The following is a 26,759-nucleotide window of genomic DNA, read 5'->3' as shown; positions in this document are numbered from 1 at the left end:
TCACCCGATGGGCCAAGGCGCTGGGGGTCCCCCCGTCGCCGAAGGCACAGGGGGAGGAACTGCGCGACAAGCCACCGACGGCGCGAGGTCGCCCGACAACATCCGCCCCGCCGGGCGCACGGCGTGGGCCTCGGCCGGAGGGCAGGGCGCTCCGGGGGCCGGGCCTCCGGAGACGTACCGCCGTCGCCCCCCCCGGGCCGGGCAGCAGGACGGGCGGGACACCGGCATGGTGTCCCGCCCGTACCGACGGGGCGCGGGCCCCGAGAAGAGGCCCGGTACCGCGTCAGTGCCCGCCGTGCGCCTCGAAGCGCTTGTACGACGCCTCGATCTCCGCCTCCGCCTCCGTGCGGCCGACCCAGTCCGCGCCTTCGACGGACTTGCCGGGCTCCAGGTCCTTGTAGACCTCGAAGAAGTGCTGGATCTCCAGGCGGTCGAACTCGGAGACGTGGTGGATGTCGCGGAGGTGCTCGACCCGCGGGTCGGACGCGGGGACGCAGAGCAGCTTGTCGTCGCCGCCGGCCTCGTCCGTCATCCGGAACATGCCGATCGCGCGGCACTTGATCAGGCAGCCGGGGAAGGTCGGCTCGTCCAGGATGACCAGCGCGTCCAGCGGGTCGCCGTCCTCGCCGAGGGTGTTCTCGACGAAGCCGTAGTCGGCCGGGTAGCTGGTCGAGGTGAAGAGTCGGCGGTCCAGGCGGATGCGGCCCGTCTCGTGGTCGACCTCGTACTTGTTCCGCGAACCCTTCGGGATCTCGATAGTGACGTCGAACTCCACGGGTGGCTCCTCCATGATCAACACATATGTCAGGTACTTGGGTATTCAGGGTGGCGCTGCGCCCTCCCGGGGGGGTGAGCCCCGGACCCCCGGTCGGCCGTCTGTCGCCACCGTCCGGAGTGCCATGTTCGCGGCAAGACGCAGTTCTGGTGGTTAAGTGTCCCTCACGCAGGTGTGTGATCGCGAAAGGGGCTGGTACGAGGTGCCCGACATCCGAACGTGGCAGCTCGCGACGGGTGCCGCGGCCCTGGGACTGGCTCTGGCCGCGGGGACGGTCGTCGCCGCGGGACCGTGGGAATCCGGCCAGCGTACGGCGGAACGTGACCTGGCCGCCGCGGACCGCGCCGGAGGCGGTCGCGGCGGTGACGGCGGCCGGAGGCACCCCGGCGACGAACACGCACCCGCCCCCGCGCCCAGCGCCCTCCCCGTGCTGAAGGCGCTCGGCGCGTCCGCCGGAGCGGGCCGCGGCGAGGCGGCGGCGGAGGCCGGTGGCGCCGTACGAGCGGATGCGGAGCTGGCCCGCCGCCTGGAACCGCTGCTGCGCGATCCCGGCCTGGGGAAGCGGCCGGGGGTGTCGGTGGTGGAGTTGTCGACCGGGCGCGAGCTGTACGGCCGCGAACCCGGCCGGGCCGTCGTCCCCGCCTCCACGGTCAAGATCGCCACGGCCGCGGCGGCGCTGTCGGCGCTGGGCCCGTACCACCGGATCCCGACGACGGTCAGCGCGTCCCCGGACGGCCGGAAACTGACCCTCGTCGGCGGGGGTGACGCGACGCTCGACCGGAAGCGGCTGGCGACGCTCGCCGACCGTACGGCCGGGGATCTGCGCGGCCGGAAGGTACGGGCGGTGACGCTGGCGTACGACACCTCCGCCTATCGCGGCCCGGACCTGCACCCGATCGGTGTGAACCCGAACATCGCCCGGGTCACGCCGCTCATGGTCGACCAGGGCCGGACCGGCTCCGGGTCCGGCGGTCCGGGCGACCGGACCGCCGACCCGGCGGGGGAGGCGGCGCGGGCGTTCGGGGAGCTGCTGGAGGGCCGGGGTGTCGAGGTCACCGGCGACCCGGCGCCCGGCCGGCCCGGCAAGGGGGCGAAGCCGCTCGCCGAGGTGGTCTCGGCGCCGCTGTCGGCGCTGGTGGAACGGATGCTGACCCGCTCCGACAACGACATCGCGGAGTCCCTCGCCCGGCAGACCGCGATCGCGCTGGGGGAGGAGCCGAGCTTCGCGGGCGCGGGCCGGGCGGTGAAACGGCAGCTCGGCACGTTGAAGGTACCGCTCGCCGGGGCGCGGTTCGCCGACGGCAGCGGGCTGGACCGGCGGGGCCGGGTGGCGCCCCGGCTCCTGACGGCGCTGCTGGCCCGGGCGGCGGAACCCGTCCGGCCCGGACTGCGGCCGATCCTCACCGGCCTCCCGATCGGCGGCTTCACCGGCACCCTGGAGTCCCGGCTGACGGGGGACTCCCCTGTGGGCGGGGTGCTCCGGGCGAAGACGGGCACGCTGTCGGGCGTCAACGCGCTCTCGGGAACGGTGGCGACGCCGGAGGGCGGGCTGCTGGCCTTCGCGTTCCTGGCGACCGGCACCCCGTCCCCGACCGCGGCCCAACCGGCCCTCGACCGCCTCGCCACGGCCCTCACCCCGTGACACCGGCCCCCTCGGTCCCCCTGCGCCCGCGGCCCTGAACGCTCTCCCGAGCGCTGGCCCTGAAAAGGGCCCCACCCCTGGTAGGAGGGGCCGTTTCATTTCAAGGGCGATCAGAAGGGCAACCCGGGGGCGCGGGGAACTGCGCGACAGGCCACGGGCGGTCCGCGGGCCGCCGGCAACGCGCGGTCGCCGGGCGCGGCCCGGGTAGTGGACGGCGCCCCCAAGGGCCGAGGCGACGGGACCGCGCGGGGCGAGGGCGCCCCCGTCCGGCAGGGGCGGACGGCTCCGGGGCGAGCACGTACCGTTGACGCATGACGCGCATCGGTGGAACCGACATGGTCGACTGGAACCTCGCCGTGGCGACCGCGACCCGTTTCGTACGGCCCGGTCCCGACGTGAGCAGGGACGAGGCCCGGGCCGTCGTCGCCGAGCTCCGCCGGCACGCCAAGGCGTCCGAGGAGCACGTCCGGGGGTTCACCCGGATGATCCCGCTGAGCCATGAGCCCGAGGACACCCCCGTACTCGTGGTGGACCGGGCGGGCTGGGTCCGGGCGAACGTCGCCGGGTTCCGGCAGTTGCTGCGGCCGTTGCTGGAGAAGATGCAGGACCGCCGCCCCGGCGGCCCCACCGGCGCGGTGCTGGGCGCCGTCGGCGGCAAGGTGACGGGGGTGGAGCTGGGGATGCTGCTGTCGTTCCTGGCGTCCCGGGTGCTGGGCCAGTACGAGACGTTCGCCCCGCCGACCCGGGATCTGCCCGCGGGCAACGGCGGCGGCAGGCTGCTCCTGGTGGCGCCGAACATCGTTCATGTGGAGCGGGAGCTGGAGGTCGATCCGCACGATTTCCGGCTCTGGGTCTGTCTGCACGAGGAGACGCACCGGACCCAGTTCACGGGCGTCCCGTGGCTGCGGGACCATCTGGAGGGCGAGATCCAGTCGTTCCTCGCGCAGACGGACGTGGATCCGATGACCGTGCTGGAGCGGCTGCGGGAGGCCGCGCAGTCCCTCGCGGGCGCCCGCCCGGAGGGCGAGGAGGACGAGGGCGGCCGGTCGTTCGTGGAGCTGGTGCAGACGCCCGCGCAGCGGGAGACCCTGGGCCGGCTGACGGCGGTGATGTCCCTCTTGGAGGGCCACGCGGACTTCGTGATGGACGGTGTCGGCCCCTCCGTCGTACCGTCCGTCGCCGAGATCCGGGAGAAGTTCCAGCAGCGCCGGGCGCGCGGCGCGAGCAGGCTGGACGTGGCGCTGCGCAAGCTGCTGGGGCTGGACGCGAAGCTGCGCCAGTACCGCGACGGCGAGCGGTTCGTCCGGGCCGTGGTCGAGGAGGTCGGCATGGACGGCTTCAACAAGGTGTGGACGTCGCCGAACACGCTCCCGACCAAGGCGGAGATCGCCAAACCCGCGGACTGGGTCGCGCGGGTGCACCGTAGGCCGGAACCGTGAGTGCGCCGGGGGCGTACGCCGTCAGGGGGGCGGGAGACGCCCCCCTGGAGGGCATCACGTCACCCGTCCGAGGGACCGTATGGCCAGGGTTAGGCGTGCAATGCTCGGGGAACGGCCCGCTTCTGTCACCATCGACGCACTCTGAGTGACGACTTCTGAGCCGCCGAGCCAGCACGCCACCCGGAGCGCCCCAGAGGCAACCCTCCCGACATCCTCTTTCACGAAGGGCACCGGATATGGGTCCCCATCCAGCGGTCGCGGCGATACGCCTGGCGGTCCGCCGCGTACTCCACGACATCCTGACCGAATACGCCGGACACCCCGAGTGGTCCGGTACCGAGGTCGGCGCCACCGCCGCCCGCCCCGGCATCGCGGCGGCCGGATCGGCCACCGACCCCGGAAGCCACCTCACCCCCCGCACCACCCCGGGCACCCCCCACCCCACCCCCCACGGCCCGAACCCCGGCTCCTTCCCCGCCCCCGGCGCCCCGGGATCGCCCGCCGCTCGCACCACCCACTCCGAGCGGCCCGTACGGCTCGGCCACCCCCCGGCCCCCGCCTCCCGGCTCCCCGACGCCCCCGTGCCGCGCCCCGTCGCGTCCGCCACCGCGTCCCCCGCCGCCTCCGGCCCGGCCTCCGCCGACGCCCCCGGCCGCCCCCTCGTGCTGGTCGCCTGTTCCGGCGGCGCCGACTCGATGGCACTCGCCTCCGCCCTCGCGTTCGAGGCCCGCAAGCTCGATATCCGCGCCGGTGCCGTCACCGTCGACCACGGCCTCCAGGACGGCTCGGGATCCCGTGCCGCCGAGGTCGCCAACCGGCTCGCCGCGATGGGCCTCGACCCGGTCGAGGCCGTCTCCGTCCGGGTCGGCCGCGGCGGCGGCCCCGAGGCGGCGGCCCGCGACGCCCGGTACGCCGCCCTCGACGCCGCCGCCGAACGGCACGGCGCCGTCGCCGTACTCCTCGGCCACACCCGCGACGACCAGGCCGAGACCGTCCTGCTCGGACTGGCCAGGGGCTCCGGCATCCGCTCCCTGTCCGGCATGGCCGCCGTCTCGGGCGCCCACCGCCGCTACCGCCGCCCCTTCCTGGAGCTGGACCGCCAGACCGCCCGTAAGGCGTGCCTGGTCCAGGCGCTGCCGGTCTGGGACGACCCGCACAACGCCGACCCCGCCTACACCCGCTCCCGGCTGCGCCACGAGGGCCTTCCGGCGCTGGAGAAGGCGCTCGGCAAGGGCGTCGTGGAGGCCCTGGCCCGGACCGCGCAGCTCTCCCGTGACGACGCCGACGCCCTCGACAGCTGGGCCGCCGACGCGGACGCCGCCGTACGGGACGAGTCCGGGCAGCTGGAGTGCGCCAAGCTGTACGCGCTGCCGCCCGCCGTCCGCCGCCGGGTGCTGCGCCGGGCTGTGATCGACGCCGGATCGCCCGCCGGGTCGCTGTTCGCCCGTCATGTCGAGGAGGTCGACCGGCTGATCACCGGCTGGCGCGGCCAGGGTGCCATCAATCTGCCGGGCCGCGTCGAGGCGCGACGGCAGAGTGGCAGACTTGTCATCCGGCAAGGCTGACCAGGCCGAGGCGCCCGGCGATCCAGACCGCCGCCACCGGCGCCTCACCCCGGCGAGACAGAAAGCGACCGCGTGAACGAGAAGGACATGGGCACCGACCTCCAGTCGGTGCTCATCACCAAGGAAGAGATCGACGCGAAGCTGGCCGAGCTGGCGGCGAAGATCGACGCGGAGTACGCGGGTAAGGATCTGCTGCTCGTCGGGGTGCTCAAGGGCGCCGTGATGGTGATGGCGGATCTGGCCCGCGCCCTGTCCAGCCCGGTCACCATGGACTGGATGGCCGTGTCGTCGTACGGCGCCGGAACCCAGTCCTCCGGTGTGGTGCGGATCCTGAAGGACCTCGACACCGACATCAAGGGACGGCACGTCCTGATCGTCGAGGACATCATCGACTCCGGGCTGACCCTCTCCTGGCTGCTGTCGAACCTGGGCTCCCGCGAGCCCGCGTCCATCGAGGTCTGCACCCTGCTGCGTAAGCCGGATGCCGCAAAGGTCTCGATCGACGTCAAGTGGATCGGCTTCGACATCCCCAACGAGTTCGTCGTGGGCTACGGCCTCGACTACGCGGAGAAGTACCGCAACCTGCCGTTCGTCGGCACCCTGGCGCCGCACGTCTACGGCGGCTGAACCGTTCCGGCGGCCCCGCGCGGGGCCCGGGGCGGCTCGTACGGGCCCTCCCGGGCCTTCTCGTACGGGCCCCCGGGCCACGGGCCGCCGGGCCTTCGGGCACGTACTCCCAGGGCGTTCCCGGGTATCGGTCCGATACCGGTGGAATCCCGGCGGGAACCAACCGGCCCCTCGCGCCGTTGATGCGTGGGAGGGCGGGTTTGTCGCCGTACCGTGCGGTCGCGGTTGTCAAGCTGAGGTACCTTCCGAAGAACAGTCTTTTCCCACAGCAGCATTTACCTACGGGCAGGAGGAACGGGGCGACACCGCCCCGTATGGATGGACGTGAAGCGATACTTCCGTGGGCCGGTCATGTGGATCGTGCTGGTCGTCCTTGCCGTGGTCGTGGTGATGCAGGTCGTCGGCTCCTCGGGCGGCTACAAGACGGTGGACACCGGCCAGGTCATTCAGGCGATCGACAAGAACCAGGTCGAACAGGTCAAGCTGACCACCGGCGACGACCAGATCATCAAGGCCGAACTGAAGGACGGCCAGAAGATCAAGGGCAGCTCCAAGATCCAGGCGAGCTATATCGGCAGCCAGGGCGCCGATCTCGCCGAGAAGCTGCAGCAGAAGTTCGAGTCCGGGGAGATCGAGAAGGGCTACACGGTCTCGCCCTCCAAGCAGAGCCCGTTCCTGTCGATCCTGCTCTCGCTGCTGCCCTTCGTACTGATCGTGCTGGTCTTCCTCTTCCTGATGAACCAGATGCAGGGCGGCGGCTCCCGGGTGATGAACTTCGGGAAGTCCAAGGCCAAGCTGATCACCAAGGACACCCCGAAGACGACCTTCGCCGATGTGGCCGGGTCCGACGAGGCGGTCGAGGAGCTCCACGAGATCAAGGAGTTCCTCCAGGAGCCGGCCAAGTTCCAGGCCGTCGGCGCCAAGATCCCCAAGGGTGTGCTGCTGTACGGCCCGCCCGGCACCGGCAAGACCCTGCTGGCCCGTGCCGTCGCCGGTGAGGCGGGCGTCCCCTTCTACTCGATCTCCGGCTCCGACTTCGTCGAGATGTTCGTCGGTGTCGGTGCCTCCCGGGTCCGCGACCTCTTCGAGCAGGCCAAGGCCAACGCTCCCGCGATCGTCTTCGTCGACGAGATCGACGCCGTCGGCCGGCACCGCGGCGCGGGCCTCGGCGGCGGCCACGACGAGCGCGAGCAGACCCTCAACCAGCTCCTCGTCGAGATGGACGGCTTCGACGTCAAGGGCGGCGTCATCCTGATCGCCGCCACCAACCGGCCCGACATCCTCGACCCGGCGCTGCTGCGCCCCGGCCGCTTCGACCGGCAGATCGCCGTCGACCGCCCCGACATGCAGGGCCGGCTGGAGATCCTCAAGGTCCACCAGAAGGGCAAGCCGGTCGCGCCCGACGTCGACCTGGGTGCCGTCGCCCGGCGGACCCCCGGCTTCACCGGCGCCGACCTGTCGAACGTGCTCAACGAAGCCGCGCTGCTCACCGCGCGCAGCGACAAGAAGCTGATCGACAACCACTCGCTGGACGAGGCGATCGACCGGGTGGTCGCGGGCCCGCAGAAGCGGACCCGGATCATGTCGGACAAGGAGAAGAAGATCACCGCGTACCACGAGGGCGGCCACGCCCTGGTCGCGGCGGCCTCGCCGAACTCCGACCCGGTCCACAAGATCACCATCCTGTCGCGCGGCCGGGCCCTCGGCTACACGATGGTCCTGCCGGACGAGGACAAGTACTCCACCACCCGCAACGAGATGCTCGACCAGCTGGCCTACATGCTGGGCGGACGCGCGGCGGAGGAGCTGGTCTTCCACGACCCGACCACCGGCGCGGCCAACGACATCGAGAAGGCCACCGCCACCGCGCGGGCCATGGTCACCCAGTACGGCATGACCGAGCGCCTCGGCGCGATCAAGTTCGGCGGCGACAACACGGAGCCCTTCCTCGGCCGTGAGATGGCGCACCAGCGCGACTACTCGGAAGAGGTCGCGGCGCTCGTCGACGAAGAGGTCAAGAAGCTGATCGAGACCGCGCACAACGAGGCGTGGGAGATCCTGGTGGAGAACCGGGACGTCCTCGACAACCTGGTCCTCCAGCTCCTGGAGAGGGAGACGCTCGGCAAGGAGGAGATCGCCGAGATCTTCGCCCCGATCGTCAAGCGCCCGGCCCGCCCCGCGTGGACCGGCTCCTCCCGCCGTACACCCTCCACCCGTCCGCCGGTGCTCTCCCCCAAGGAGCTGGCACTGACGAACACCAACGGCGCCACGGGAGCCAACGGCACCCCGGCCCCGACGGACACCACCAAGGGCCCCGGCCTCGAGGTGGCCCCGGAGGACCGCCCCGAGACCAGCTGACACCCCGGGTGCGACCGGGATGTCTCCCGCGTCACACCCGTCCCGGGATGGCTGCCGCGTCCCCCCAGGTTCTAGCCTGGGGGGACGCGGCATTCGCATGACCGTGCGGATGCGGAGCAAGAGGAACGAGGCACAGATGACCGACCCGGTGACCCTGAGCGGGGCGAGCCCGATCGGCGAGTTCGACGAGAAGCGCGCCGAGAACGCGATCCGCGAGCTGCTCATCGCGGTCGGTGAGGACCCCGACCGCGAGGGCCTGCGCGAGACCCCGGGCCGGGTGGCCCGCGCCTACCGCGAGATATTCTCCGGGCTCTGGCAGCAGCCGGAGGACGTCCTCACCACCACATTCGACCTGGGCCACGACGAGATGGTGCTGGTCAAGGACATCGAGGTGATGAGCTCCTGCGAGCACCACCTGGTGCCCTTCGTGGGCGTCGCCCACGTCGGCTACATCCCCTCCGCCGACGGCAAGATCACCGGGCTCTCCAAGCTGGCCCGCCTGGTCGACGTCTACGCCCGCCGCCCCCAGGTCCAGGAGCGCCTCACCACCCAGATCGCCGACTCCCTGATGGAGATCCTCGAACCGAGGGGCGTCATCGTGGTGGTCGAGTGCGAGCACATGTGTATGACGATGCGCGGAGTCCGCAAGCCCGGCGCGAAGACGATCACCTCCGCGGTCCGCGGCCAGCTCCGCGACCCCGCGACCCGCAACGAGGCGATGAGCCTGATCATCGCGTAACCCCTCCCGCGGGGTCGCCTCCCGCTGCGGGGTGCGCCGCGGAGCCGCCTCCCGCTGTGGGGTGCGCCGCGGAGCCGCCTCCCGCTGTGGGGTGCGCCGCGATGGGAGGCTGCCTCGCACCCCGGCGCCTTGGCCCTCCGGGTGAGACTATCTGCGCCGAATGCTCTGCCGGGCGGGTGTCGTTCGGCGACCTCGCGCCGTCCGTGGCTGGTCGCGCAGTTCCCCGCGCCCCTGAATGCTCTCCCGAGCGCTGGCCCTGGAAAGGGTCCCGCCCCTGGTACGAGGGGCCGGTCTCTTTTCGAGGGCGGTCAGGAGGGCAACCAGGGGCGCGGGGAACCGCGCGAACAGCCACAGACGGCTCGCAGACCGCGAACAAGATCAGGCACTGGGTGGGGCCCGGGTAGCCGGGGGTGCCAGGGTCCCCAGGGGAGGCGCTTCCCAAGCCCGGGAAGCCCTAGCGCGGGGCCGTGCCCGGGGCCAGGCCCTCCGGGTCGTCGGGGAGTTTGCAGACGCGCTCCAGGAAGAGCGCCGCCGCGATGACCGCGATACCCGCCACCACCGACGCCCCCGCGTAGATCGCCTGGTCGCGGCGGGCCGGGACGTCCAGAGAGCCGAGCAGGAAGACCCCCACTCCGCCGTACATCCCGCTGACCAGCGCCGTCACCAGCGCACTCGCCTGGCCGAAGACCAGCGCCCGCGCGGCCATCAGCGGTTCGACGCCCTTCGCGCCGGGGCGCCGTTCGCGTTGGGCCTTGAGGCGGGAGCGGATGGAGAGCGCCGTCGCGGCGAGGACCGCCGCGATGACGGCGAGCACGATCGGCGCGGCCAGCGGCACGGCGGGCAGGGTGCCGAAGGAGTCCCACAGCCGGGCCGCCGCCCACGACAGCACTCCGGCCGCGACGAAAATCCCGGCCAGCACCCCGAGGTGTAGCTGCTTCACCGGGCGTCCACGTCCTTTCCGTACGGTCTCGTCGGCCGACGGCGCGCGCGGTCGTCCGCGGGGCCGTCGGCACGAGCCTAACGACTATTCCGGCAGGCGGAGTTCCAGGTCGGCCCGGACGGCGACGCCGTCCCGTCCGACGGCGGCCAGCAGATCGGCGACGGCGCCGTGTCCGGGCAGCTCGGCGGCGGGGTCGATGTCGTGCCAGGGCGCGAGGACGAAGGCCCGTTCATGGGCTCTCGGGTGGGGCAGGGTGAGAACGGGATCGGCGGAGACCTCGTCCGCGTACGCCACGATGTCGACGTCGATGGTCCGGGGGCCCCAGCGCTCGTCGCGGACCCGCTCGTACGCCTCTTCGATGGCCTGGCCCCGTTCCAGCAGGGACTTCGGCGGCAGGGTGGTGCGGACGACGACGATCGCGTTGAAGTACGACGGCTGGGAGCCGGGCTCGACGCCCCACGGTTCGGTCTCGTAGACGGGGGAGACCGCCTTGACCCGGACGCCGGGGGTGTCCTCCAGCGCGTCGACGGCGCCCTGGAGGGTCTCCAGGCGGTTCCCCAGGTTGGAGCCGAGGGCGAGAATCGCGCGGCGGGGGTTGGAGAGGGTGGTGTCCGCCGCGTCGACCTGCTCGACGACGGAGGCAGGTACGGGCTGCACCGTGGGGTCGCTCATGTCCGGCTCCGGCGGATGGTGATGGTGACGTCGTCGAAGGGCACGGTGATCGGCGCGTCCGGCTTGTGCACCACGACCTCCACCTCCTCGACGCCGTCGAACTTGAGGCAGGCCGCGGAGATCCGTTCGGCGAGGGTCTCGATGAGGTCCACGGGGTCGCCCTCGACGATCGCCACGACCTCCTCGGCCACCAGGCCGTAGTGGACGGTCTTCGCCAGGTCGTCGTCGGCCGCGGCGGGCCGGGTGTCGAGTCCGAGCACCAGATCGACGATGAAGGTCTGGCCCTCTTCGCGCTCCCGGGGGAAGACGCCGTGGTGCCCGCGGGCCTTGAGGCCGCGCAGCGCGACACGATCCACGCGAATCACTCCTGCTGTCCGTAAGTCATCGGTCGGCCCCAGGTCCGGCTGGCGGTCCGCGGGGCCGTCGGTCTGTCGTCCGTCTGCTGCTACGTCTGTTGCGTCTGCTCTACGTCTGGTCTTCCGGTCTCGTACGGGCGGACGCCGCCGGTGCGGCCCGTCCGTACCGGGCCCGGCGGGCGCCTTCGCCCGATTCGAATCTACCTGCGCCCACTGACACCCTTCGCGGACGGGTACCCCCCAGCGGTGTCCGGCGTCCGGTATCAGCCACTCGCCGGGCCGTCGCCGGAGCCGCCCGGCGCGTCGTCGGTGAGGACCGGTGATCCGTGGTGGGACCAGATCCGCCAGTCGTCGCCCGTGCGCCGGAAGACCGTGGTGGCCACCACATGCGCGCCGACCAGGGCCCCCGGGGCGTCGGCCGGTTCCGCCGGGTCGCTGCTGAGGATGTTCTCGGTACAGGTGACGACGGCCGTGCCGGCGGCGATCTCGACCCGGACGTCCGTGAGGAAGAACTGGATGTATTCGGTATGCGCCATGATCAGCGCGTACGAGCGGAGCACCTCGCCCCGGCCGGAGAGCACCGGCCAGCCCGGGTGGACGCACGACACCCCGTCGTCGAGGAGCCACAGCTCGTCCATGGCCTCGGCGTCGCCGCGCTCCACGGCCTCGTAGAAGGCGGTATTGGCCGCGGTCACGGCGGCGATGTCGGCCGCCTCTTGAGAGAGGGCGGGCCCCGGCTGCCCCGAAGGCCCCTGCTCCCGCCGCTCCGGGCCGTCGCCCGGCCCGTTGCCCGGTCCGTCGTCCGGGCTGCCGTCCGCGCCCCCCGCTCCGGGGCCCGGGGTCACCGGGCGGCCCCGACGGCGCGGGCGACCCGTACGGCGTCGGCCGTGGCCCGGACCTCGTGGACCCGTACCGCCCAGGCCCCTTCGTACGCGGCGATCGCCGAGATCGCCGCCGTGGCGGCGTCCCGCTCCCGGGCGCGCGGCGGCAGCCCGTCCTTGGTGTCCCCGGCCAGTACGTGGCCCAGGAACCGCTTACGGGAGGCGGCGACCAGCAGCGGGCGGCCCAGCTCCCGCAGGGCGTCGAGCCGGGCGACCAGCGCCAGGTCGTGGGCGGCCTCCTTGGCGAAGCCGAGCCCGGGGTCGACGACGATCAGCTCCGGCGGGATCCCGCCCGCCACGACGGCCTCCATCCGGGTCCGCAGCTCCCCGACGACCTCGGTGACGACGTCCCCGTAGACGGCCCGGCTGTTCATGTCATGGCTGAAACCACGCCAGTGCATGACCACGAACGGGACGCCCGCGGCGGCGACCGCCGGGACCATTTCCGGGTCGGCGAGTCCGCCGCTGACATCGTTGACGAGTACGGCCCCGGCGGCCACCGCCCGGTCGGCGACGCGTGCCCGCATGGTGTCGACGGAGACCGTGACGCCCTCGGCGGTGAGCTGGCGGACGACGGGGACCACCCGCCGCAGCTCCTCCTCCTCGTCCACCCGGCTGGCGCCCGGGCGGGTCGACTCGCCGCCGACGTCCACCAGGTCGGCGCCGTCCGCGACCAGGTCTATGCCCCGCTTGACGGCGGCCGTGGTGTCGAACCAGCGCCCTCCGTCGGAGAAGGAGTCCGGGGTGACGTTCACGACGCCCATGACCGCACAGCGGTCCCACTCCGGCAATCCACGCAACGTACTCATGGGGCCAGCGTAGGCCCGCGCCCCGGGACCGCGACCGGCACCCGGGGCGCCGCCCGGCGGGCCGCCCCGGCTACGCCGCCCGGCCCACCCCGGACGCCGGACGCGCGGTGACCGGGATCACATGGGTGCAGGGGCGCTCCGGGCGCGGGGGCCTGCGGGCCGCGAACGGGCGCGGCGGACCGGGCGGAACGAACCCCTCCGCCTGCATCGCGGCAAAGCCGATCCGGGGCAGGTCGCCCGACTTGCGGAAGACCACGAACCGGGGCTCCCAGCGTGGCTGGAACTTGGCGTTGAACTTGTACAGCGACTCGATCTGGAACCAGCGGGAGAGGAAGACCAGCAGCCCCCGCCAGGCCCGCAGTACCGGCCCGGCGCCGATCTTCTCGCCCCGGGCGAGCGCCGAGCGGAACATCGCGAAGTTGAGGGAGACCCGCTCGACCCGGAGGCCGGGCGCGGCCTGGAGGGCGGCCACGATCAGCAGCTCGTTCATCCCGGGGTCGGCCGAGCGGTCGCGCCGCATCAGCTCCAGGGACATCCCGTCCTTCCCCCACGGAACGAAGTGGATGATCGCCTTCAGATCGCCGTACGGGGAGTCCGGGTCGTCCTTGTGGGCGGTGGCGATCACCGCGTCGCCGTCCGAGGGGTCGCCGATCCGGCCGAGCGCCATGGAGAAGCCGCGTTCGGTCTCCGTACCGCGCCACTCCTCGGCCGCCTTCCTGACCTGCGCCAGCTCCGGCTCCGACAGATCACGGGCGCGTCGTACGCGGGTGGTGTAGCCATTGCGCTCGATGCGCTTGACCATCTGCCGGACATTGCGCATGGCGCGCCCGGAGAGGGAGAAATCCGCGACGTCCACCACCGCCTCGTCGCCCAGCTCCAGCGCGTCGAGGCCGGTCTCCCGGGTCCACACCTGGCCGCCTGTCTCGGAGCAGCCCATCACAGCGGGGGTCCAGGAGTGGGCCTTCGCCTCGTCCATGAAGCGTTCGATCGCGCCGGGCCACGCCTCGACGTCGCCGATCGGGTCGCCGCTGGCCAGCATCACCCCGGACACCACCCGGTAGCAGACGGCGGCCTTGCCGCTGGGCGAGAAGACGACGCTCTTGTCGCGGCGGAGCGCGAAATGGCCGAGGGAGTCGCGGGCGCCGTGCCGGTCGAGCAGTTCGCGCAGCTTCCGCTCGTCCTCCTCGGTGAGCCGGGCGGTGGGGTGCTCGGGCCGGAAGGCGAAGTAGATGGTGGTGACGGCGGTCAGCAGGCCGAGCGCGCCGAGTGAGTAGCCGACGGTCCAGGAGTCGTCGCCCGCGTAGGCGATCGGGCCCTCGAAGCCGAAGAGGCCGTAGAGCGTGTGTTCCAGCCGGTCGGCGATGCCGGGGTTGCCCAGCTCGTTGTCGGGGTGGGCGCTGACCACGACCAGGCCGAGGCCGATCGATCCGGCGCTCATCACCACGAAATTGGCCAGCGCCTTCCAGCGGCTGCGCGGGTCGGGCAGGGCCGAGAACTGGGCCCGGTGGCGCAGCAGCAGCGCCAGCACCAGCAGGGAGACCGCCACTCCGACGACGGACTCGCGGTACGCGTACTGGACGAAGGCGCCCACCGGGAGCAGGATCACCGCCGCCCGCCAGGCCCGCCGCTTGTGCCGCTTGAGGCCGTGCGCGAGCAGCAGGAGCAGTACGCCGACCCCGAGGGAGAGGGCGGCGGCGAAGGGGCCGGTCGCGCCCGGCAGGACCTCGACGAGGGCATGGGCGCTGCTGTGGCGGAACCGCGGCACGATCCCGGAGGCGATGTCGATCAGCCCGACGAGGGTGCACGCCGTCCCGACGAACGCGGGTACGGACTCCGGGCGGGGACCGAACGGAATCCGCCGTACGCCGTCCGCCACCCGCTGTATTCGTTCCCTCATCGCCCGTTTCCTCATGGTCTTCTCCGCCCCCGTCTCGGTGCCCCTCGTCCCCTGTCCCGGTGATCCGGTACTCCGGTCCGGAGTGGTTCCGGACCGTTCGTCCAGGTTCCGTCCGTCCTGATTCCGATCTGACGGCCGGGGAACCGAAGGCGATTTATCACCATCTAGGGATACGGACATGGCAGTACTGTGCTCCGGTACTTCTCGTGCTCGTTCTGTTTCGCGAGAGTTTCTTCCGCCGGTGAGCCGTTGGTCGGACGGCTCGGGCGATGTGCGCCCTGTAGGACGAAAGTCCTCCTGGACGGGTTCCTTCCTGTCCGGGGAATCTGAACATTTCGCCGGTCCCGGCTGTCGGGACCCCCGACAAGGAAGGGCCCTCCCATGGGTCTGACCAGTACTGCGGTCCTGGTCATGGCGGTCGTAGCGGCCGTCGTGCTGTTCGCCTCGACGATCTGGCTGTGGCCCCGGCTCGCGGGCAGAACCTGGCGTGCTGTCACCGGCCGGGTCGCCCTGCTGCTCGCCACCCAACTGGCGATCTTCGCCTCCGTCGGCCTGGTGGCGAACAACGCGTTCCTCTTCTACGGATCCTGGGCCGACCTCTTCGGCAAGCAGCAGGACCTCGGAGTGGTCGTGGACCACTCGGCGGGCGGCAAGCGGATCAAGGTGATGGGCACCCAGCGGCTCGACGTCCCCGGCGGCGACCGGCCCGAGCGGGGCGGCCAGATCCAGAAGATCGCCGTCGAGGGCGAGAAGTCCGCGATCAAGAGCCCGGCCTATGTCTATCTGCCGCCCGAGTACTTCCAGCCCCAGTACGCGGAGAAGCGCTTTCCGGCCGCGATCGTCCTCACCGGCTATCCCGGCACCGCCGAGAACCTGATCAAGGCGCTGAAGTATCCGAGGACCGCACACGAACTGGCGGCCAAGAGGAAGATCCAGCCGATGGTGCTGGTGATGCTGCGGCCGACCGTGGCACCGCCCCGGGACACCGAATGCGTCGACATTCCGGGCGGGCCGCAGACCGAGACGTTCTTCGCCGACGATCTGCCCGCCGCGGTCTCCGGTGTCTACCGGGTCGGCACCGGCTCCGCGAACTGGGGCATCATCGGCAATTCCACCGGCGGCTACTGCTCACTGAAGATCGCGCTCCACCACCCCGACCGTTTCGCGGCCGGGGCCGGGCTCTCCGCCTACTACGAGGCGGCCGAGGACCGGACGACCGGCGATCTGTTCCAGGGGAAGAAGGAGCTGCGGCAGCGCTCGAACCTGCTGTGGAGCCTGGACAACAAGCCGCCCGCGAAGACGTCCTTCCTGGTCACCTCCTCCAAGAAGGGCGAGCCCAATCTGAAGGACACCCTCCGCTTCATCGAGAAGGTCCGGCCGCCCGCCCGGGTCTCGTCGATCCTGCTGGACAGCGGCGGCCACAACTTCACCACCTGGAAGCGGGAGATCCCCCCGGCGCTGGAGTGGCTGAGCGGACGGCTCACCTCCGCCTGACCTCCGTACCCCGTACGCGGCCCCGCGCGGCCGGACCCTCCCGGTCCGGGCGCGCGGGGCCGCGTACGAAACAGGGCTACGGGGCGGGGGCGGTCGGGGTTACGGGCGGCGCGGCGCGGACGGGTCCGGGAGCGCGTCGACGGACTCCAGATCGACCTCCGTACGCGGCACGTCCCGCCCGTCCGCGTCGATGGAGCGGCGCAGCGCCTCGTGCAGCCGGGCCGGGGTCAGGACCCCGAGGAAACGTCCCTCCGACTCCTTGTCGATCACCGCGATCCAGCCCGCGTCGTGCTGGAGCATGGTGGCGAAAGCCTGCTTCAGGGACGCGCCCAGCGGCAGCCACGCCTCCATCCGGCGGGCGTGGTCCCGTACGGTGCCCCGCGCGCCGGAGGGGCCCGTCCCGGCGGGCTCAGCCGGGATCCAGCCGTGCAGGGCGCCCTCGGCGTCGAGGACGACGGCCCAGCGCGCGCCCAGGTCGACGGGGAGCGGATCGTCCAGCCGGACCACCGGCGGCTGCTCCAGATCGCCCTCCTCGATCGGGGTGACGGAGAGCCGCTTCAACCCCCGGTCGGCGCCGACGAAATCGGCGACGTACGGCGTCGCGGGCGCGCCCAGCACCGCCGCGGGCGCGTCGAACTGCTCGATCCGCCCGGCGCCGTAGACGGCGATCCGGTCCCCGAGCCGGACGGCCTCCTCGATGTCGTGCGTGACGAAGAGCACCGTCTTGCGGACCTGGGACTGGAGCCGCAGGAACTCGTTCTGGAGGTGCTCGCGGACCACCGGGTCGACCGCGCCGAACGGCTCGTCCATCAGCAGCACCGGCGGATCGGCGGCCAGCGCGCGGGCCACCCCGACGCGCTGGCGCTGGCCGCCGGAGAGCTGGTCGGGGTAGCGGTCGCCGTGTACGGACGGGTCGAGCCCGACCAGGTCGAGGAGTTCGGCGGCCCGGGCCCTGGCCTTCTCGCGGGACCAGTTCAGCAGATGGGGGACGGTCGCCGTGTTGTCGAGGACGGTCTTGTGCGGGAACAGCCCGACCTGCTGGATGACATAGCCGATCCGGCGGCGCAGCCGGACGGGATCGACGGTGGATATGTCCTCGCCGTCGAGGAGTATCCGGCCGGAGGTCGGCTCGATCAGCCGGTTCACCATCTTCATCGTGGTGGTCTTGCCGCAGCCGGACGGGCCGACGAGCGTGATCAGTTCGCCCTGGTTCACCTCGAACGACAGATCGTCGACGGCCGTCGTGCCGTCCGGATACCGCTTGGTGACGTGCTCGAAACGGATCATGGTTCCCCATTGTGCCGGGTGGTCTGTGAAGCCCATGTTGCCGCTGTGGGATACCCCCGGGCGATTGTCAGTGGCGGGAGTTAGGGTCGTTTCCGGGCACCAGACATAGGTTCGGCGCCGACGGGGAGGTGGGGGAGCATGAGTATCGGCACGGCCGCGGGCCAGAGCTGTCTGGCGGCCAATGACTGGATCTGCGGGGAGTATCTGCGCTCCCGGAGCCAGGAGCTGACGGACGCCACGGCCGAGCATGTCTGGATCACCGTCGTCTCCGTGCTGATCGGGCTCGCTGTCGCCTTTCCGCTCGCCCTGCTGGCCCGGGCGAAACCGGCCTTCACCGGCCCCGTCCTCGGCCTGACGACCCTGCTGTACACGATTCCGTCGCTGGCGATGTTCTCGCTGCTGCTGCCGGTCTTCGGCCTCTCGGCCGCCCTCGTCGTCACCGGCCTGGTGCTCTATTCGCTGACGATCCTGGTCCGGAACATCCTGGCCGGACTGGCCGCCGTGCCCGCCGAGGCGCGGGAGGCCGCCCGGGGGATGGGATACGGGCCGGGGCGGCTGCTCTGGGAGGTCGAACTGCCGCTGGCGATACCGGCGCTGATGGCCGGGCTGCGGATGGCGACGGTGTCGACGATCGCGCTGACCACTGTCGGCGCCCTGGTCGGCAAGGGCGGTCTGGGCAATCTGATCGACGAGGGCGTGCAGACCACCTTCAAGGCCCAGGTACTGACCGCGTCGGTGCTCTGTGTGCTGCTCGCCGTGATCGCCGATCTGCTGCTGCTCGGGATCCAGCGGCTGCTGACGCCGTGGACGAGGAGCCCCCGGCGCGGCCGGAGCGGCGGCGGCAAGGGGAACGCGGGGAGTACAGGGAGTACAGGGACTACGGGGACTACGGGGAATACGGCCGGCGGGCCGTCCGGTTCCCGAATACAGCCTGTGGGGGAGGGGGCCTGATGGGGGTCGTGGCCGATGCGTGGACCTGGCTCGCCACCGGATCCAACTGGTCCGGGGAGAGCGGCGTCTGGCACCGGCTGGGCGAGCATATGTACGTCAGCGGGGTCGCTCTCGCCGTCGCCTGTGCGATCGCCCTGCCGATCGCCTTCTGGCTCGGCCACATCGGGCGCGGCGGCGCGCTCGCGGTCAATCTCTCCAACGCCGGGCGGGCGATCCCGGTCTTCGCGGTGCTGGCGCTGCTGATGCTCACCCCGCTGCGGAGCGAGGGCTATCTGCCGACGATCATCGCCCTGGTCCTCTTCGCCGTCCCGCCGCTGCTGACCAACGCCTATATCGGCATGCGGGAGGTGGACCGGGCGGTCGTCGAGGCCGCGCGCGGTATGGGGATGTCCGGCCCGCAGATCTTCCGCCGGGTCGAGCTTCCGCTGGCCTATCCCCTGCTGATGACCGGCATCCGGTCCGCCGCCGTCCAGGTGGTGGCCACCGCCACCATCGCCTCCATGGTCGGACAGGGCGGCCTCGGCCGGATCATCACCGCCGGGTTCAACACCTACAACACCCCGCAGGTCGTGGCCGGGGCGCTGCTCGCGGCGCTGCTCGCGCTGGCCGTCGAGGGGGCGCTGATCGGGCTGGACCGGCTGGTCGACCCGGGGGCCGCGCGCCGCCGGGCCCGGCGTACGGCGGACCGCCGCCCCGCCCCGGCGGGCGCGGGCGGCTGAGCGACCTGCCGCCCGGGTGGCCCGGCCCCGGCCGTCAGTCCGGCCCCATCCGGTTCCATTCGTCCCGTCCAGCCCTGTCCGGCCCCATTCGGCTCCATCCGGTGGTATCCGGCTTTCAACCGCCCCATCCGCCGCGTCCGGTCCGGGCCGCGGCCGTCCGAACGGAGAAACACCCATGTCCTCGAAGTCCATCAAGTCCATCAAGTCCATCAAGTCCGTGAAGGCTTTCCAGGGTGCCGCCGCCGCGATGACGGCGCTGGCGCTCGCGGGCACCCTCGCCGCCTGCGGTGACGGCGACAGCCTGGAGAAGTCGAAGGACGGTTCGGGCGGAAAGGGATCCCTCGTGGTGGGGGCCGCCGCGTTCACCGAGTCGAAGATCCTGGCCGAGCTGTATGCCCAACTCCTCGCGGAGCACGGTTATAAGACCTCCGTCACGACGGTGAAGAACCGGGAGCTGTACGAACCATCGCTGGAGAAGGGCGAGATCGACATCGTCCCGGAATACGCGGCGACCCTCGCCGAATTCCTGAACGCGAAGGTGAACGGGCCGAAGGCGGCCGAGGAGAAGCCGGTCGCCTCCAACGATGTGACGGCCACCGTGGCCGCCCTCACCGAGCTGGCCGAACCGCGCGGTCTGAAGGTCCTCCCGGCCGGTGGCGCGGTCGATCAGAACGCCTTCGCGGTGAGTACCGAATTCGCGGAGAAGAACAACCTCAAGACCCTTTCCGATCTGGGCCGGGCGAAGCTGGGGGTACGGATCGCGGCCGGTGACGAGTGCGCCGTACGGATCTTCTGCGCGCCCGGTCTGAAGAAGACGTACGGCATCGACGTCACCGGTATCGACCCCAAGGGCGTAGGCACCCCGCAGTCCAAGCAGGCGGTGAGGGACGGCGACGCGCAGCTCGTGCTCACCACCACGACGGACGCCGTGATGGACGGACTGGTCTTCCTCGCGGACGACAAGAAGCTCCAGAACGCCGACAACGTCCTGCCCGTGGTGAACGCGAAGGACGCGGGCGACCCCGGGATAGCCGCCGCCCTCGACCGGCTGACGAAGGTCCTCACCACCGAGGACCTGGCCGCCCTCAACCGCAAGGTGGACTCCGAGCGGGCCAAGCCCGGGGATGTGGCGAAGGAGTATCTGACGTCCAAGTCGCTGCTGAAGAAGTAGCGGCGGCGCGCGGCCGGGATTGCCGGAGACGGCGTACCCGGGGCACCACTCGCCCCGGGTATCCCGCCCGTAACGGGTTCCGTAACGGTTCCCGATACGCGGCCTCGTTATGGGGTTCCGTTACGGCGTCCGTAACCACCGCCGTAACGGACTCCGCAACGGGCTCCGTATCGGGGTCCGTTACGGGACGGCGGTAAGCCGGGCGGAGGTATCGGAACCATCTGATGAAGTGCCGTGAAGGGGCGGTGAAGAACCGGCGGACCGGTGGAACCGGGTGCCACGGGGGAGTTCGGAACTTCCCGGCCCGGGCGGCACCGTCGAATCCTGGGCCTTCGGCCGCCGACCGGGCTTAGGCGCAGGACAATTGTCCACCCCGCCATCCCATTCGGGGTCTACGCACGGTAAATTTCGGGCCATGCCCCGTGGACGTCACCGCCATTCCCCTCCCCTGCACAGGCTGCTGCCGCCGTCGGCGGTGGCCGGAGCTTCGGTGCTGAGCGCCGCAGGCGCGTGGTTCCTCACCGATCCGCTGCTGCTGCGGTCGCTGGCCGCGGTCGCCGCTGCCGCCGCCGTGACCGGGGCGGTGCTGATGCGCCGGTGGGACCGGGCGGCGGGCCTCCGGGTCGCCGATCTCACCCGGGGCCGGGCGAGCGACGCCTGGCGCAGTGAGGAGCGAATAGCCGAGCTGGAGTCCGAGGCGGAGGAGATCCGCGAGCGGCGGGCCAAGCTGGAGACCAAACTCCGGGCCAAGCGGGTCGAACTGGCCAACCTCCGCAATGAGCACGCCGAACTCCTGCGCCGGTACGCGGCGGCGGAGACGGGCCGGGCCAGCGCGCTGGAGGGCCGCCGCAAGCGGACCTCCGAACCGCCGTCGGCCGGGACGAAGACGAAGCCGAAGGCGCTGACAGGGGCCGGTGCCGGGGCGGCGCCGACGCCGGCGCTGTATCTGCGCGCGGCCCGGGCCCTGGACGCGCTGGCCCGTAACGCGGCGGACCAGAAGGACCGTACGGCGGCCGGGCAGACGCCGGATACGCCCCGGCCGGACGACGACCGGACCGACGGCGGCGGCCCGGGCGGCCCCGGTGGTCCCGGTGGCCCCGGCGGAGGTCCGGGCGGCGGCAAGGCGCCCGCCGGGACCGGTACCGCGGCGAAGACCGATACGGGGTCCGGTGCGGCGAGCGGGGGCAGTGCCGACGGCCCCTCGGAGCCGGCTTCGGCCGCCGGGCCCGCCGAGCGCGGCCCGGCCGGTCCCACGACCAGTACGACGGGTGTGGTGACGAGCGGCGCGGTCGCCGTGGCCGCGGCGGTGAACGGCGCTCCGGCGCCCGCGCCGATGACGTCGGTGCCGCCCGCTGGGATGACGCCCGTGCCGGTGCCGCCCGGAGGGATGGCCCCCGCCCCGGTCGCTTCCGCCCCGGCGGCCCCTGCTCCTGTTTTTGCCCCGGCTCCTGCCCCTGCGCCGGTTCCGGTGCCGCCCGGGGCGAAGGCCCCCGTACCGGCGGCCCCGCTTCCGGCGGGTGCCGACGCCGCCGCGCACGACGGCCCGAAAGCCCTGCCCCGGCCTCCCGCCGGGCGGACCGTCCGGGCGATCGGGCCGGGCCCCGGGGTGGCCGCGCCCGCGGCGATCGCCCCGTACGGTCCGCGCCGTACGACCGGTACTCCCGCCCGGCGGCCCGAGGGCGGTTTCGACTTCTTCGGCACCGGCGCCCCCGGGCAGCAGCCCTCCGGCACCGCCGCCGCCCCGGCGGCCACCGGCGAGGCGGCCGAGTCCCCCGAGGATCTGGCGATCGCGGCGGCCCAGCGGTCCGATCTCGCCGATGTCGTCGGCGAGGAAGCCCTCGCCGAGCACCGCCAGCACACCGGCGCCCGGGCCCCGGTGAGCCAGGTCATCGATCTCACCGCGCACGACGAGACCGAGAAGCTGGACATGACCGGACTGCGCGACGCGCTCAGCTCGTAACAGTCCGCCCGGCCCGTCCGGCCGACAGAAGACGATCCGCCGCCCGGCTCCTCGAGAAGAGGAGCCGGGCGGCGGTGTTTCCGTACCGGTCAGCGGTTGTTCGGCGTTACTTGTCGATGTCGCCGACGACGAAGAACAGCGATCCCAGGATCGCCACCATGTCCGCGACCAGCGTCCCCGGCAGCAGTACGGCCAGCGCCTGGATGTTGTTGAACGACGCCGAGCGCAGTTTCAGCCGGTAGGGCGTCTTCTCGCCCTTGGAGACCAGGTAGTAGCCGTTGATCCCGAGCGGGTTCTCGGTCCAGGCGTACGTCTGCCCCTCCGGCGCCTTCAGTACCTTCGGCAGCCGCTGGTTGACCGGCCCCGGCGGCAGCTTTGCCAGCCGGTCGAGACAGGCGTCGGCCAGGTCGAGGGAGTTGTGGGTCTGGTCCAGCAGTACCTCGAAGCGGGCCAGGCAGTCCCCGTCGGGCCGGGTCACCACCTTCAGTACGCCGCCCAGCTCCCCGTACGCCAGATACGGCTCGTCCCGCCGCAGGTCGAAGTCGACGCCGGAGGCGCGGGCGATGGGCCCGCTGACCCCGTACGCGTGCACCGCCTCCGCGCTCAGTACGCCGACGCCCCGGGTCCGGCCCCGGAAGATCTCGTTGCCGAGGACCAGCCGGTCGTAGACGTCCATCCGGGACCGTACGTCCGCCACGGCCCGCCGGACCCGGTCCGCCCAGCCCGCGGGCAGGTCCTCCTTCAACCCGCCGACCCGGTTGAACATGTAGTGCATCCGGCCGCCGGAGACCTCCTCCATCACGGCCTGCAACTCCTCGCGCTCCCGGAACGCGTGGAAGACGGGGGTGATCCCGCCGAGCTCCAGCGGGTAGGAGCCGAGGAACATCAGATGGTTCAGGACCCGGTTCAACTCGGCGAGCAGGGTCCGGATCCAGACCGCGCGCTCCGGGACCTCCATCCCCAGCATCCGCTCGACGGCCATCACCACGCCCAGCTCGTTGGAGAACGCGGAGAGCCAGTCGTGCCGGTTGGCGAGCATGATGATCTGGCGGTAGTCCCGGGCCTCGAAGAGCTTCTCCGCCCCCCGGTGCATATAGCCGACGACGGGCTCGGCGGACCGGATGACCTCGCCGTCCAGCACCAGACGGAGCCGGAGCACCCCGTGGGTCGACGGGTGCTGCGGCCCGATGTTGAGCACCATGTCGGTACTGTCCGCGGCCCCGCCGAGGCTGAACGTGGTCTCCGTCATGGGCTCAGTATCCCCCGGCCCGCCCCCGGCCCGGCCCGTGCCCTCACGGCCGCCCGGGCTCCGCCGCCTACCGTCGCGGCGGTACGGGCTGACGCAGCCAGCGGAAGTCCCCGAGGCCGCCCCTGGCCAGCAGTTCGCCCGCCTCGCCCGCCGCCGACAGCGCCCGCAGATACGCCACCGGGTCCGACGACGCCAGGGCGAGCGGCGGCCGGTCCGCGACCACCCCGAGGGCCGACAGGGCGTCCCGTTGCGAGGTGAGCGTCGCTCCCGGGAGCCCGTGCGCGTCCGCGCAGGCGTCCCGGCAGGCGTCCATGGCGACGTGCGCGGTCAGATCCCGTTCGCCGTCGGGCACCGGAGGCACCTCCCGCCCGGCCCGGAACCCGGTCAGCGTGCCGTACGGCGGCCTGGCCGCGGCGGTGTGCCCGTAGTCGACGGCGACCGCCAGCCCGGCCCGCAGGGTGCCGACCGCCGCGGCCCACGCCTCGTCCCGGGGCCGCCCGATCTCGGCCCGCGTACCGGGCCCGGCCGACGGCCACCAGCGGGCCAGCCAGTCGGCGTCCGGGCCGGTGACGGGCGGCCCGAGGTGCTCGGTGCCGTCCGGCTCGACGAGGACCAGCCGGGGTACGCCGTCGGCGTCCGCCTCGGCGACGTCAACGGGCACGTTGTCCAGCCACTCGTTCGCGAAGAGGAGCCCGCTCACCCCGGCGGGCGGGGCCGCCACCCAGCTGATCCGGGGGTCGAGCCCGGCCGGACGGGCGGCGCGTTCGACGGCGTAGGCCCGTACCGCGAACCCCTCAGGAAGGGCGTCGAGGACACCGGACACCAGCTCACCGCGGCCCGCGCCCAGATCGACGAAGGCGGGCACCCCGGCGCCGGGCCCCAGCTCCGCCGCCGTCTCCACCAGCAGCCGGGCGACGGCGGCGGCGAACAGGGGCGACGCGTGGACCGACGTACGGAAGTGCCCGGCCGGGCCCTCGGGCCGCAGATAGAAGCCGCCGGGCCCGTACAGCGCGTGCTCGGCGGCGACCCGCCAGCCCCTCGCCCCGGCGGGCGCGCAGCCCCCGCCATCACCCCTCTGACCAGGGGAATCGCCAGGAGTCCCGGCCGTCACATCGATCGTCTCCTCGTCCGCCACGACCATCAGTCTCCACCTTGCGGAGTATGCCTCCGTTGCCGGGATCGCTCTGGCGGTTGACCCCTACACCTGCCGGTCTTCCCTACGCTGGGTTACGTGCAGCGCCTTTATGACTTTCTCCGCAGGCACCCCACGGGTGTCGACTGCTTCTGGGCGGTCGTCCTCCTGGGGATGTCCGTCGTGGCGTGGATCGAACCGGGCACGGTGGACGGGCGGCAGTCCTGGCTCGCGCTCCCGATCGGCGTCGGGCTGAGTCTCGTCGTCGCGCTGCGCCGGAAGGCGCCCGAGAAGATGCTGGTCCTCGCCGCCGTACTGGGCGTACTCCAGCTGATCACCGACGTCCAGACCGGCCCCGGCAACTTCGCCATGCTGGTGATCATCTATACGGTCGTGGCGCAGTCCGCCTCGCGGTGGGCGTCCCGGCTCGCCCTGATCGGCGGGCTGAGCGCGGCCACGCTGTCGATGATCCGCTGGCCCTATCCGGACACCACGGCGCTCGGCCAGATCTTCCTCACGATCATCCTGACCGTGCCGTTCGCCCTGGCCTGGGTCCTCGGCGACTCGGTCAGGACCCGGCGGGCCTACTTCGCCCAGCTGGAGGAGCGGGCCCGGCGGCTGGAGCGGGAGCGGGAGGCCCAGTCGAAGGTCGCGGTCGCCGCCGAGCGGGCCCGGATCGCCCGTGAGCTGCACGACGTGGTCGCGCACAACGTCTCCGTGATGGTCGTCCAGGCCGACGGCGCCGCCTATGTCCTCGACGCCGCCCCCGACCAGGCCAAGCAGGCGCTGGAGACGATCTCCACCACCGGCCGGCAGGCGCTGGCCGAGATGCGGCGGCTGCTCGGGGTGCTGCGGACCGGTGACGACCCGGAGAGCGGCGAGTACGTGCCGCAGCCCGACGTCCAGCAGATAGAGGACCTGGTGGAACAGGTCCGCGGCTCCGGACTGACCGTCGACTTCAGGATCGAGGGCACCCCGCGCCCGCTGCCCAGCGGCGTCGAGCTGACCGCGTACCGGATCGTCCAGGAAGCCCTCACCAACACCCGCAAGCACGGCGGGCCCGAGGCCGGGGCCAGTGTCCGGCTGGTCTACTTCGACGACGGGCTCGGACTGCTCGTCGAGGACGACGGCCGGGGCGCGGCCCACGAGCTGTACGAGGACGGCGGCGCGGACGGGCAGGGCCACGGGCTGATCGGCATGCGGGAGCGGGTCGGTATGGTCGGCGGCACGCTGGACGCCGGGCCCCGGCCCGGCGGCGGCTTCCGGATCAGCGCGCTGCTGCCGCTGAAGACGGCCTGACCTTCCCTCCCGCCCCTCCTGCCCGTCCTGCCCTCCTCCCTCCTCCCTCCTCCCTCCTCCCGTCCGAACTTCCTTCACAACAGACAGAGGATCTTGCTGATATGTCCATCCGGGTGATGCTCGTCGACGATCAGGTACTCCTGCGGACCGGGTTCCGGATGGTGCTCGCCGCCCAGCCGGACATGGAGGTCGTCGCGGAGGCGGGCGACGGCGCGGAGGCGATCGAGATCCTGCGGTCCACGGCGGTCGACGTGGTCCTGATGGACGTCCGGATGCCGCGCCTCGACGGCGTCGAGGCCACCCGCCGGATCTGCGCCGAACCCGAACCGCCCAAGGTGCTGATCCTCACCACCTTCGACCTCGACGAGTACGCCTTCTCCGGCCTCAAGGCCGGGGCGAGCGGCTTCATGCTCAAGGACGTGCCGCCCGGGGAACTCCTGGCCGCGATCCGCTCGGTCCACAGCGGCGACGCGGTCGTCGCCCCCTCGACCACCCGCCGGCTGCTGGACCGCTTCTCCCCGATGCTCCCCAGCCGGGGCACGGAACCCGCCGACAAGGAACTGACCCGCCTCACCGAACGCGAACGCGAGGTCATGCTCCTGGTCGCGCAGGGCCTCTCCAACGGGGAGATCGCCGCCCGTCTGGTCCTCTCCGAGGCCACGGTCAAGACCCATGTGGGCCGCATCCTCACCAAGCTCGGCCTGCGCGACCGGGTCCAGGTCGTGGTCCTCGCCTACGAGTCCGGCCTCGTCCGCGCGGGCGGCGGCCCGGGGGCCGGGCCGACCGCCGGGCGCTGA

23 protein-coding genes are annotated in these 26,759 nt (G+C 72.3%); 13 read left to right on the top strand and 10 right to left on the bottom strand.

Annotated elements, in window-relative coordinates; translation table 11 throughout:
* Window positions 1-283 precede the first annotated feature (283 nt).
* Window positions 284-775 carry an inorganic diphosphatase gene (locus ABZ714_RS13720; RefSeq protein WP_006347521.1) on the bottom strand — a complete coding sequence of 164 codons (492 nt, stop codon included), beginning with the start codon at window positions 773-775 and terminating at the stop codon, window positions 284-286.
* 202 nt (window positions 776-977) lie between these two features.
* Between ABZ714_RS13720 and dacB the strand changes: the two genes are divergently transcribed.
* From dacB to folE, 6 genes are all read left to right on the top strand, one after another.
* The gene (gene dacB, locus ABZ714_RS13715; protein ID WP_358825385.1) at window positions 978-2,417 is read left to right on the top strand and encodes a D-alanyl-D-alanine carboxypeptidase/D-alanyl-D-alanine-endopeptidase; all 1,440 of its coding nucleotides are present in this window, start codon (window positions 978-980) and stop codon (window positions 2,415-2,417) included.
* Between the two features lie 311 nt (window positions 2,418-2,728).
* A complete protein-coding gene (locus ABZ714_RS13710; RefSeq protein ID WP_358825384.1) occupies window positions 2,729-3,856 on the top strand; it encodes a zinc-dependent metalloprotease in 1,128 nt (375 codons plus the stop codon).
* A gap of 236 nt (window positions 3,857-4,092) precedes the next feature.
* Entirely contained in the window at window positions 4,093-5,421 is a 1,329-nt protein-coding gene (gene tilS, locus ABZ714_RS13705; RefSeq protein WP_358825383.1) for a tRNA lysidine(34) synthetase TilS, read from the top strand.
* An 87-nt stretch (window positions 5,422-5,508) separates the two neighbouring features.
* Window positions 5,509-6,048, top strand: coding sequence for a hypoxanthine phosphoribosyltransferase (gene hpt, locus ABZ714_RS13700; RefSeq protein WP_006347516.1), 540 nt, complete (start codon window positions 5,509-5,511; stop codon window positions 6,046-6,048).
* 318 nt (window positions 6,049-6,366) lie between these two features.
* Window positions 6,367-8,406, top strand: coding sequence for an ATP-dependent zinc metalloprotease FtsH (gene ftsH, locus ABZ714_RS13695; RefSeq protein ID WP_358825382.1), 2,040 nt, complete (start codon window positions 6,367-6,369; stop codon window positions 8,404-8,406).
* A gap of 136 nt (window positions 8,407-8,542) precedes the next feature.
* Entirely contained in the window at window positions 8,543-9,145 is a 603-nt protein-coding gene (gene folE, locus ABZ714_RS13690) for a GTP cyclohydrolase I FolE (RefSeq protein ID WP_358825381.1), read from the top strand.
* A 454-nt stretch (window positions 9,146-9,599) separates the two neighbouring features.
* Here folE and ABZ714_RS13685 read toward each other — a convergent pair whose 3' ends face one another.
* The 6 genes from ABZ714_RS13685 to ABZ714_RS13660 form a co-directional block, all read right to left on the bottom strand.
* Window positions 9,600-10,085 carry a DUF3180 domain-containing protein gene (locus ABZ714_RS13685; RefSeq protein WP_358825380.1) on the bottom strand — a complete coding sequence of 162 codons (486 nt, stop codon included), beginning with the start codon at window positions 10,083-10,085 and terminating at the stop codon, window positions 9,600-9,602.
* Window positions 10,086-10,169: 84 nt separating this feature from the next.
* Complete coding sequence (folK, locus tag ABZ714_RS13680; protein ID WP_358825379.1) at window positions 10,170-10,757, bottom strand: 2-amino-4-hydroxy-6-hydroxymethyldihydropteridine diphosphokinase; 588 nt, start codon at window positions 10,755-10,757, stop codon at window positions 10,170-10,172.
* Window positions 10,754-11,113: a dihydroneopterin aldolase gene (gene folB / locus ABZ714_RS13675; RefSeq protein WP_358825378.1), complete on the bottom strand. Its 360-nt coding sequence runs from the start codon at window positions 11,111-11,113 to the stop codon at window positions 10,754-10,756. Before folB ends, folK begins: the two co-directional genes overlap by 4 nt.
* Window positions 11,114-11,376: 263 nt before the next feature.
* On the bottom strand, window positions 11,377-11,958 hold the full coding sequence (locus ABZ714_RS13670; RefSeq protein ID WP_358825377.1) for a nuclear transport factor 2 family protein: 582 nt from the start codon (window positions 11,956-11,958) through the stop codon (window positions 11,377-11,379).
* Window positions 11,955-12,803, bottom strand: coding sequence for a dihydropteroate synthase (folP, locus tag ABZ714_RS13665; RefSeq protein ID WP_358825376.1), 849 nt, complete (start codon window positions 12,801-12,803; stop codon window positions 11,955-11,957). The genes ABZ714_RS13670 and folP overlap by 4 nt, the downstream gene beginning before the upstream one ends.
* A 70-nt stretch (window positions 12,804-12,873) precedes the next feature.
* Window positions 12,874-14,700: a phosphatidylglycerol lysyltransferase domain-containing protein gene (locus ABZ714_RS13660; protein ID WP_358825375.1), complete on the bottom strand. Its 1,827-nt coding sequence runs from the start codon at window positions 14,698-14,700 to the stop codon at window positions 12,874-12,876.
* A gap of 381 nt (window positions 14,701-15,081) precedes the next feature.
* On the opposite strand from ABZ714_RS13660, the gene ABZ714_RS13655 reads away from it, so the two are divergent.
* The gene (locus ABZ714_RS13655) at window positions 15,082-16,194 is read left to right on the top strand and encodes an alpha/beta hydrolase-fold protein (protein ID WP_358825374.1); all 1,113 of its coding nucleotides are present in this window, start codon (window positions 15,082-15,084) and stop codon (window positions 16,192-16,194) included.
* Between the two features lie 99 nt (window positions 16,195-16,293).
* On the opposite strand, the gene ABZ714_RS13650 is transcribed toward ABZ714_RS13655, so the two are convergent.
* On the bottom strand, window positions 16,294-17,481 hold the full coding sequence (locus ABZ714_RS13650) for a betaine/proline/choline family ABC transporter ATP-binding protein (protein WP_358825373.1): 1,188 nt from the start codon (window positions 17,479-17,481) through the stop codon (window positions 16,294-16,296).
* A gap of 138 nt (window positions 17,482-17,619) precedes the next feature.
* Between ABZ714_RS13650 and ABZ714_RS13645 the strand changes: the two genes are divergently transcribed.
* From ABZ714_RS13645 to ABZ714_RS13630, 4 genes are all read left to right on the top strand, one after another.
* Window positions 17,620-18,432 carry an ABC transporter permease gene (locus ABZ714_RS13645; protein WP_358825372.1) on the top strand — a complete coding sequence of 271 codons (813 nt, stop codon included), beginning with the start codon at window positions 17,620-17,622 and terminating at the stop codon, window positions 18,430-18,432.
* Window positions 18,432-19,151, top strand: coding sequence for an ABC transporter permease (locus tag ABZ714_RS13640; RefSeq protein ID WP_358825371.1), 720 nt, complete (start codon window positions 18,432-18,434; stop codon window positions 19,149-19,151). Before ABZ714_RS13645 ends, ABZ714_RS13640 begins: the two co-directional genes overlap by 1 nt.
* A gap of 247 nt (window positions 19,152-19,398) precedes the next feature.
* The gene (locus ABZ714_RS13635; RefSeq protein ID WP_358825450.1) at window positions 19,399-20,322 is read left to right on the top strand and encodes an ABC transporter substrate-binding protein; all 924 of its coding nucleotides are present in this window, start codon (window positions 19,399-19,401) and stop codon (window positions 20,320-20,322) included.
* Window positions 20,323-20,737: 415 nt separating this feature from the next.
* Entirely contained in the window at window positions 20,738-22,282 is a 1,545-nt protein-coding gene (locus ABZ714_RS13630) for a hypothetical protein (RefSeq protein ID WP_358825370.1), read from the top strand.
* 106 nt (window positions 22,283-22,388) lie between these two features.
* Here ABZ714_RS13630 and ABZ714_RS13625 read toward each other — a convergent pair whose 3' ends face one another.
* Both ABZ714_RS13625 and ABZ714_RS13620 read right to left on the bottom strand, forming a co-directional pair.
* Window positions 22,389-23,531 carry an NADH-quinone oxidoreductase subunit D gene (locus ABZ714_RS13625; RefSeq protein ID WP_358825369.1) on the bottom strand — a complete coding sequence of 381 codons (1,143 nt, stop codon included), beginning with the start codon at window positions 23,529-23,531 and terminating at the stop codon, window positions 22,389-22,391.
* Window positions 23,532-23,598: 67 nt separating this feature from the next.
* Complete coding sequence (locus ABZ714_RS13620) at window positions 23,599-24,672, bottom strand: SAM-dependent methyltransferase (RefSeq protein WP_358825368.1); 1,074 nt, start codon at window positions 24,670-24,672, stop codon at window positions 23,599-23,601.
* Window positions 24,673-24,762: 90 nt separating this feature from the next.
* On the opposite strand from ABZ714_RS13620, the gene ABZ714_RS13615 reads away from it, so the two are divergent.
* Window positions 24,763-25,962 (top strand): sensor histidine kinase, encoded by a 1,200-nt coding sequence (locus ABZ714_RS13615; RefSeq protein WP_358825367.1) that lies wholly within the window; start codon window positions 24,763-24,765, stop codon window positions 25,960-25,962.
* A gap of 101 nt (window positions 25,963-26,063) precedes the next feature.
* Window positions 26,064-26,759: a response regulator transcription factor gene (locus ABZ714_RS13610; RefSeq protein ID WP_358825366.1), complete on the top strand. Its 696-nt coding sequence runs from the start codon at window positions 26,064-26,066 to the stop codon at window positions 26,757-26,759.

This window comes from Streptomyces sp. NPDC006798 (genome assembly GCF_040635975.1).
Lineage (GTDB): Bacteria > Actinomycetota > Actinomycetes > Streptomycetales > Streptomycetaceae > Streptomyces.
Note: the sequence above shows the minus strand (reverse complement) of the source record. Positions and strands in the feature narration are given on the sequence as shown.

What these genes read in the sequence shown, in the direction of transcription:
- ABZ714_RS13625 (WP_358825369.1), bottom strand. Translation starts at nt 23,531, where the DNA reads ATGACGGAGACCACGTTCAGCCTCGGCGGGGCCGCGGACAGTACCGAC.
- ftsH (WP_358825382.1), top strand. Translation starts at nt 6,367, where the DNA reads ATGGACGTGAAGCGATACTTCCGTGGGCCGGTCATGTGGATCGTGCTG.
- ABZ714_RS13650 (WP_358825373.1), bottom strand. Translation starts at nt 17,481, where the DNA reads ATGATCCGTTTCGAGCACGTCACCAAGCGGTATCCGGACGGCACGACG.
- hpt (WP_006347516.1), top strand. Translation starts at nt 5,509, where the DNA reads ATGGGCACCGACCTCCAGTCGGTGCTCATCACCAAGGAAGAGATCGAC.
- ABZ714_RS13620 (WP_358825368.1), bottom strand. Translation starts at nt 24,672, where the DNA reads ATGGTCGTGGCGGACGAGGAGACGATCGATGTGACGGCCGGGACTCCT.
- folE (WP_358825381.1), top strand. Translation starts at nt 8,543, where the DNA reads ATGACCGACCCGGTGACCCTGAGCGGGGCGAGCCCGATCGGCGAGTTC.
- ABZ714_RS13710 (WP_358825384.1), top strand. Translation starts at nt 2,729, where the DNA reads ATGACGCGCATCGGTGGAACCGACATGGTCGACTGGAACCTCGCCGTG.
- folK (WP_358825379.1), bottom strand. Translation starts at nt 10,757, where the DNA reads ATGAGCGACCCCACGGTGCAGCCCGTACCTGCCTCCGTCGTCGAGCAG.
- ABZ714_RS13610 (WP_358825366.1), top strand. Translation starts at nt 26,064, where the DNA reads ATGTCCATCCGGGTGATGCTCGTCGACGATCAGGTACTCCTGCGGACC.
- ABZ714_RS13660 (WP_358825375.1), bottom strand. Translation starts at nt 14,700, where the DNA reads ATGAGGGAACGAATACAGCGGGTGGCGGACGGCGTACGGCGGATTCCG.
- ABZ714_RS13635 (WP_358825450.1), top strand. Translation starts at nt 19,399, where the DNA reads ATGACGGCGCTGGCGCTCGCGGGCACCCTCGCCGCCTGCGGTGACGGC.
- ABZ714_RS13655 (WP_358825374.1), top strand. Translation starts at nt 15,082, where the DNA reads ATGGGTCTGACCAGTACTGCGGTCCTGGTCATGGCGGTCGTAGCGGCC.
- ABZ714_RS13645 (WP_358825372.1), top strand. Translation starts at nt 17,620, where the DNA reads ATGAGTATCGGCACGGCCGCGGGCCAGAGCTGTCTGGCGGCCAATGAC.
- folP (WP_358825376.1), bottom strand. Translation starts at nt 12,803, where the DNA reads ATGAGTACGTTGCGTGGATTGCCGGAGTGGGACCGCTGTGCGGTCATG.
- tilS (WP_358825383.1), top strand. Translation starts at nt 4,093, where the DNA reads ATGGGTCCCCATCCAGCGGTCGCGGCGATACGCCTGGCGGTCCGCCGC.
- ABZ714_RS13630 (WP_358825370.1), top strand. Translation starts at nt 20,738, where the DNA reads ATGCCCCGTGGACGTCACCGCCATTCCCCTCCCCTGCACAGGCTGCTG.
- ABZ714_RS13640 (WP_358825371.1), top strand. Translation starts at nt 18,432, where the DNA reads ATGGGGGTCGTGGCCGATGCGTGGACCTGGCTCGCCACCGGATCCAAC.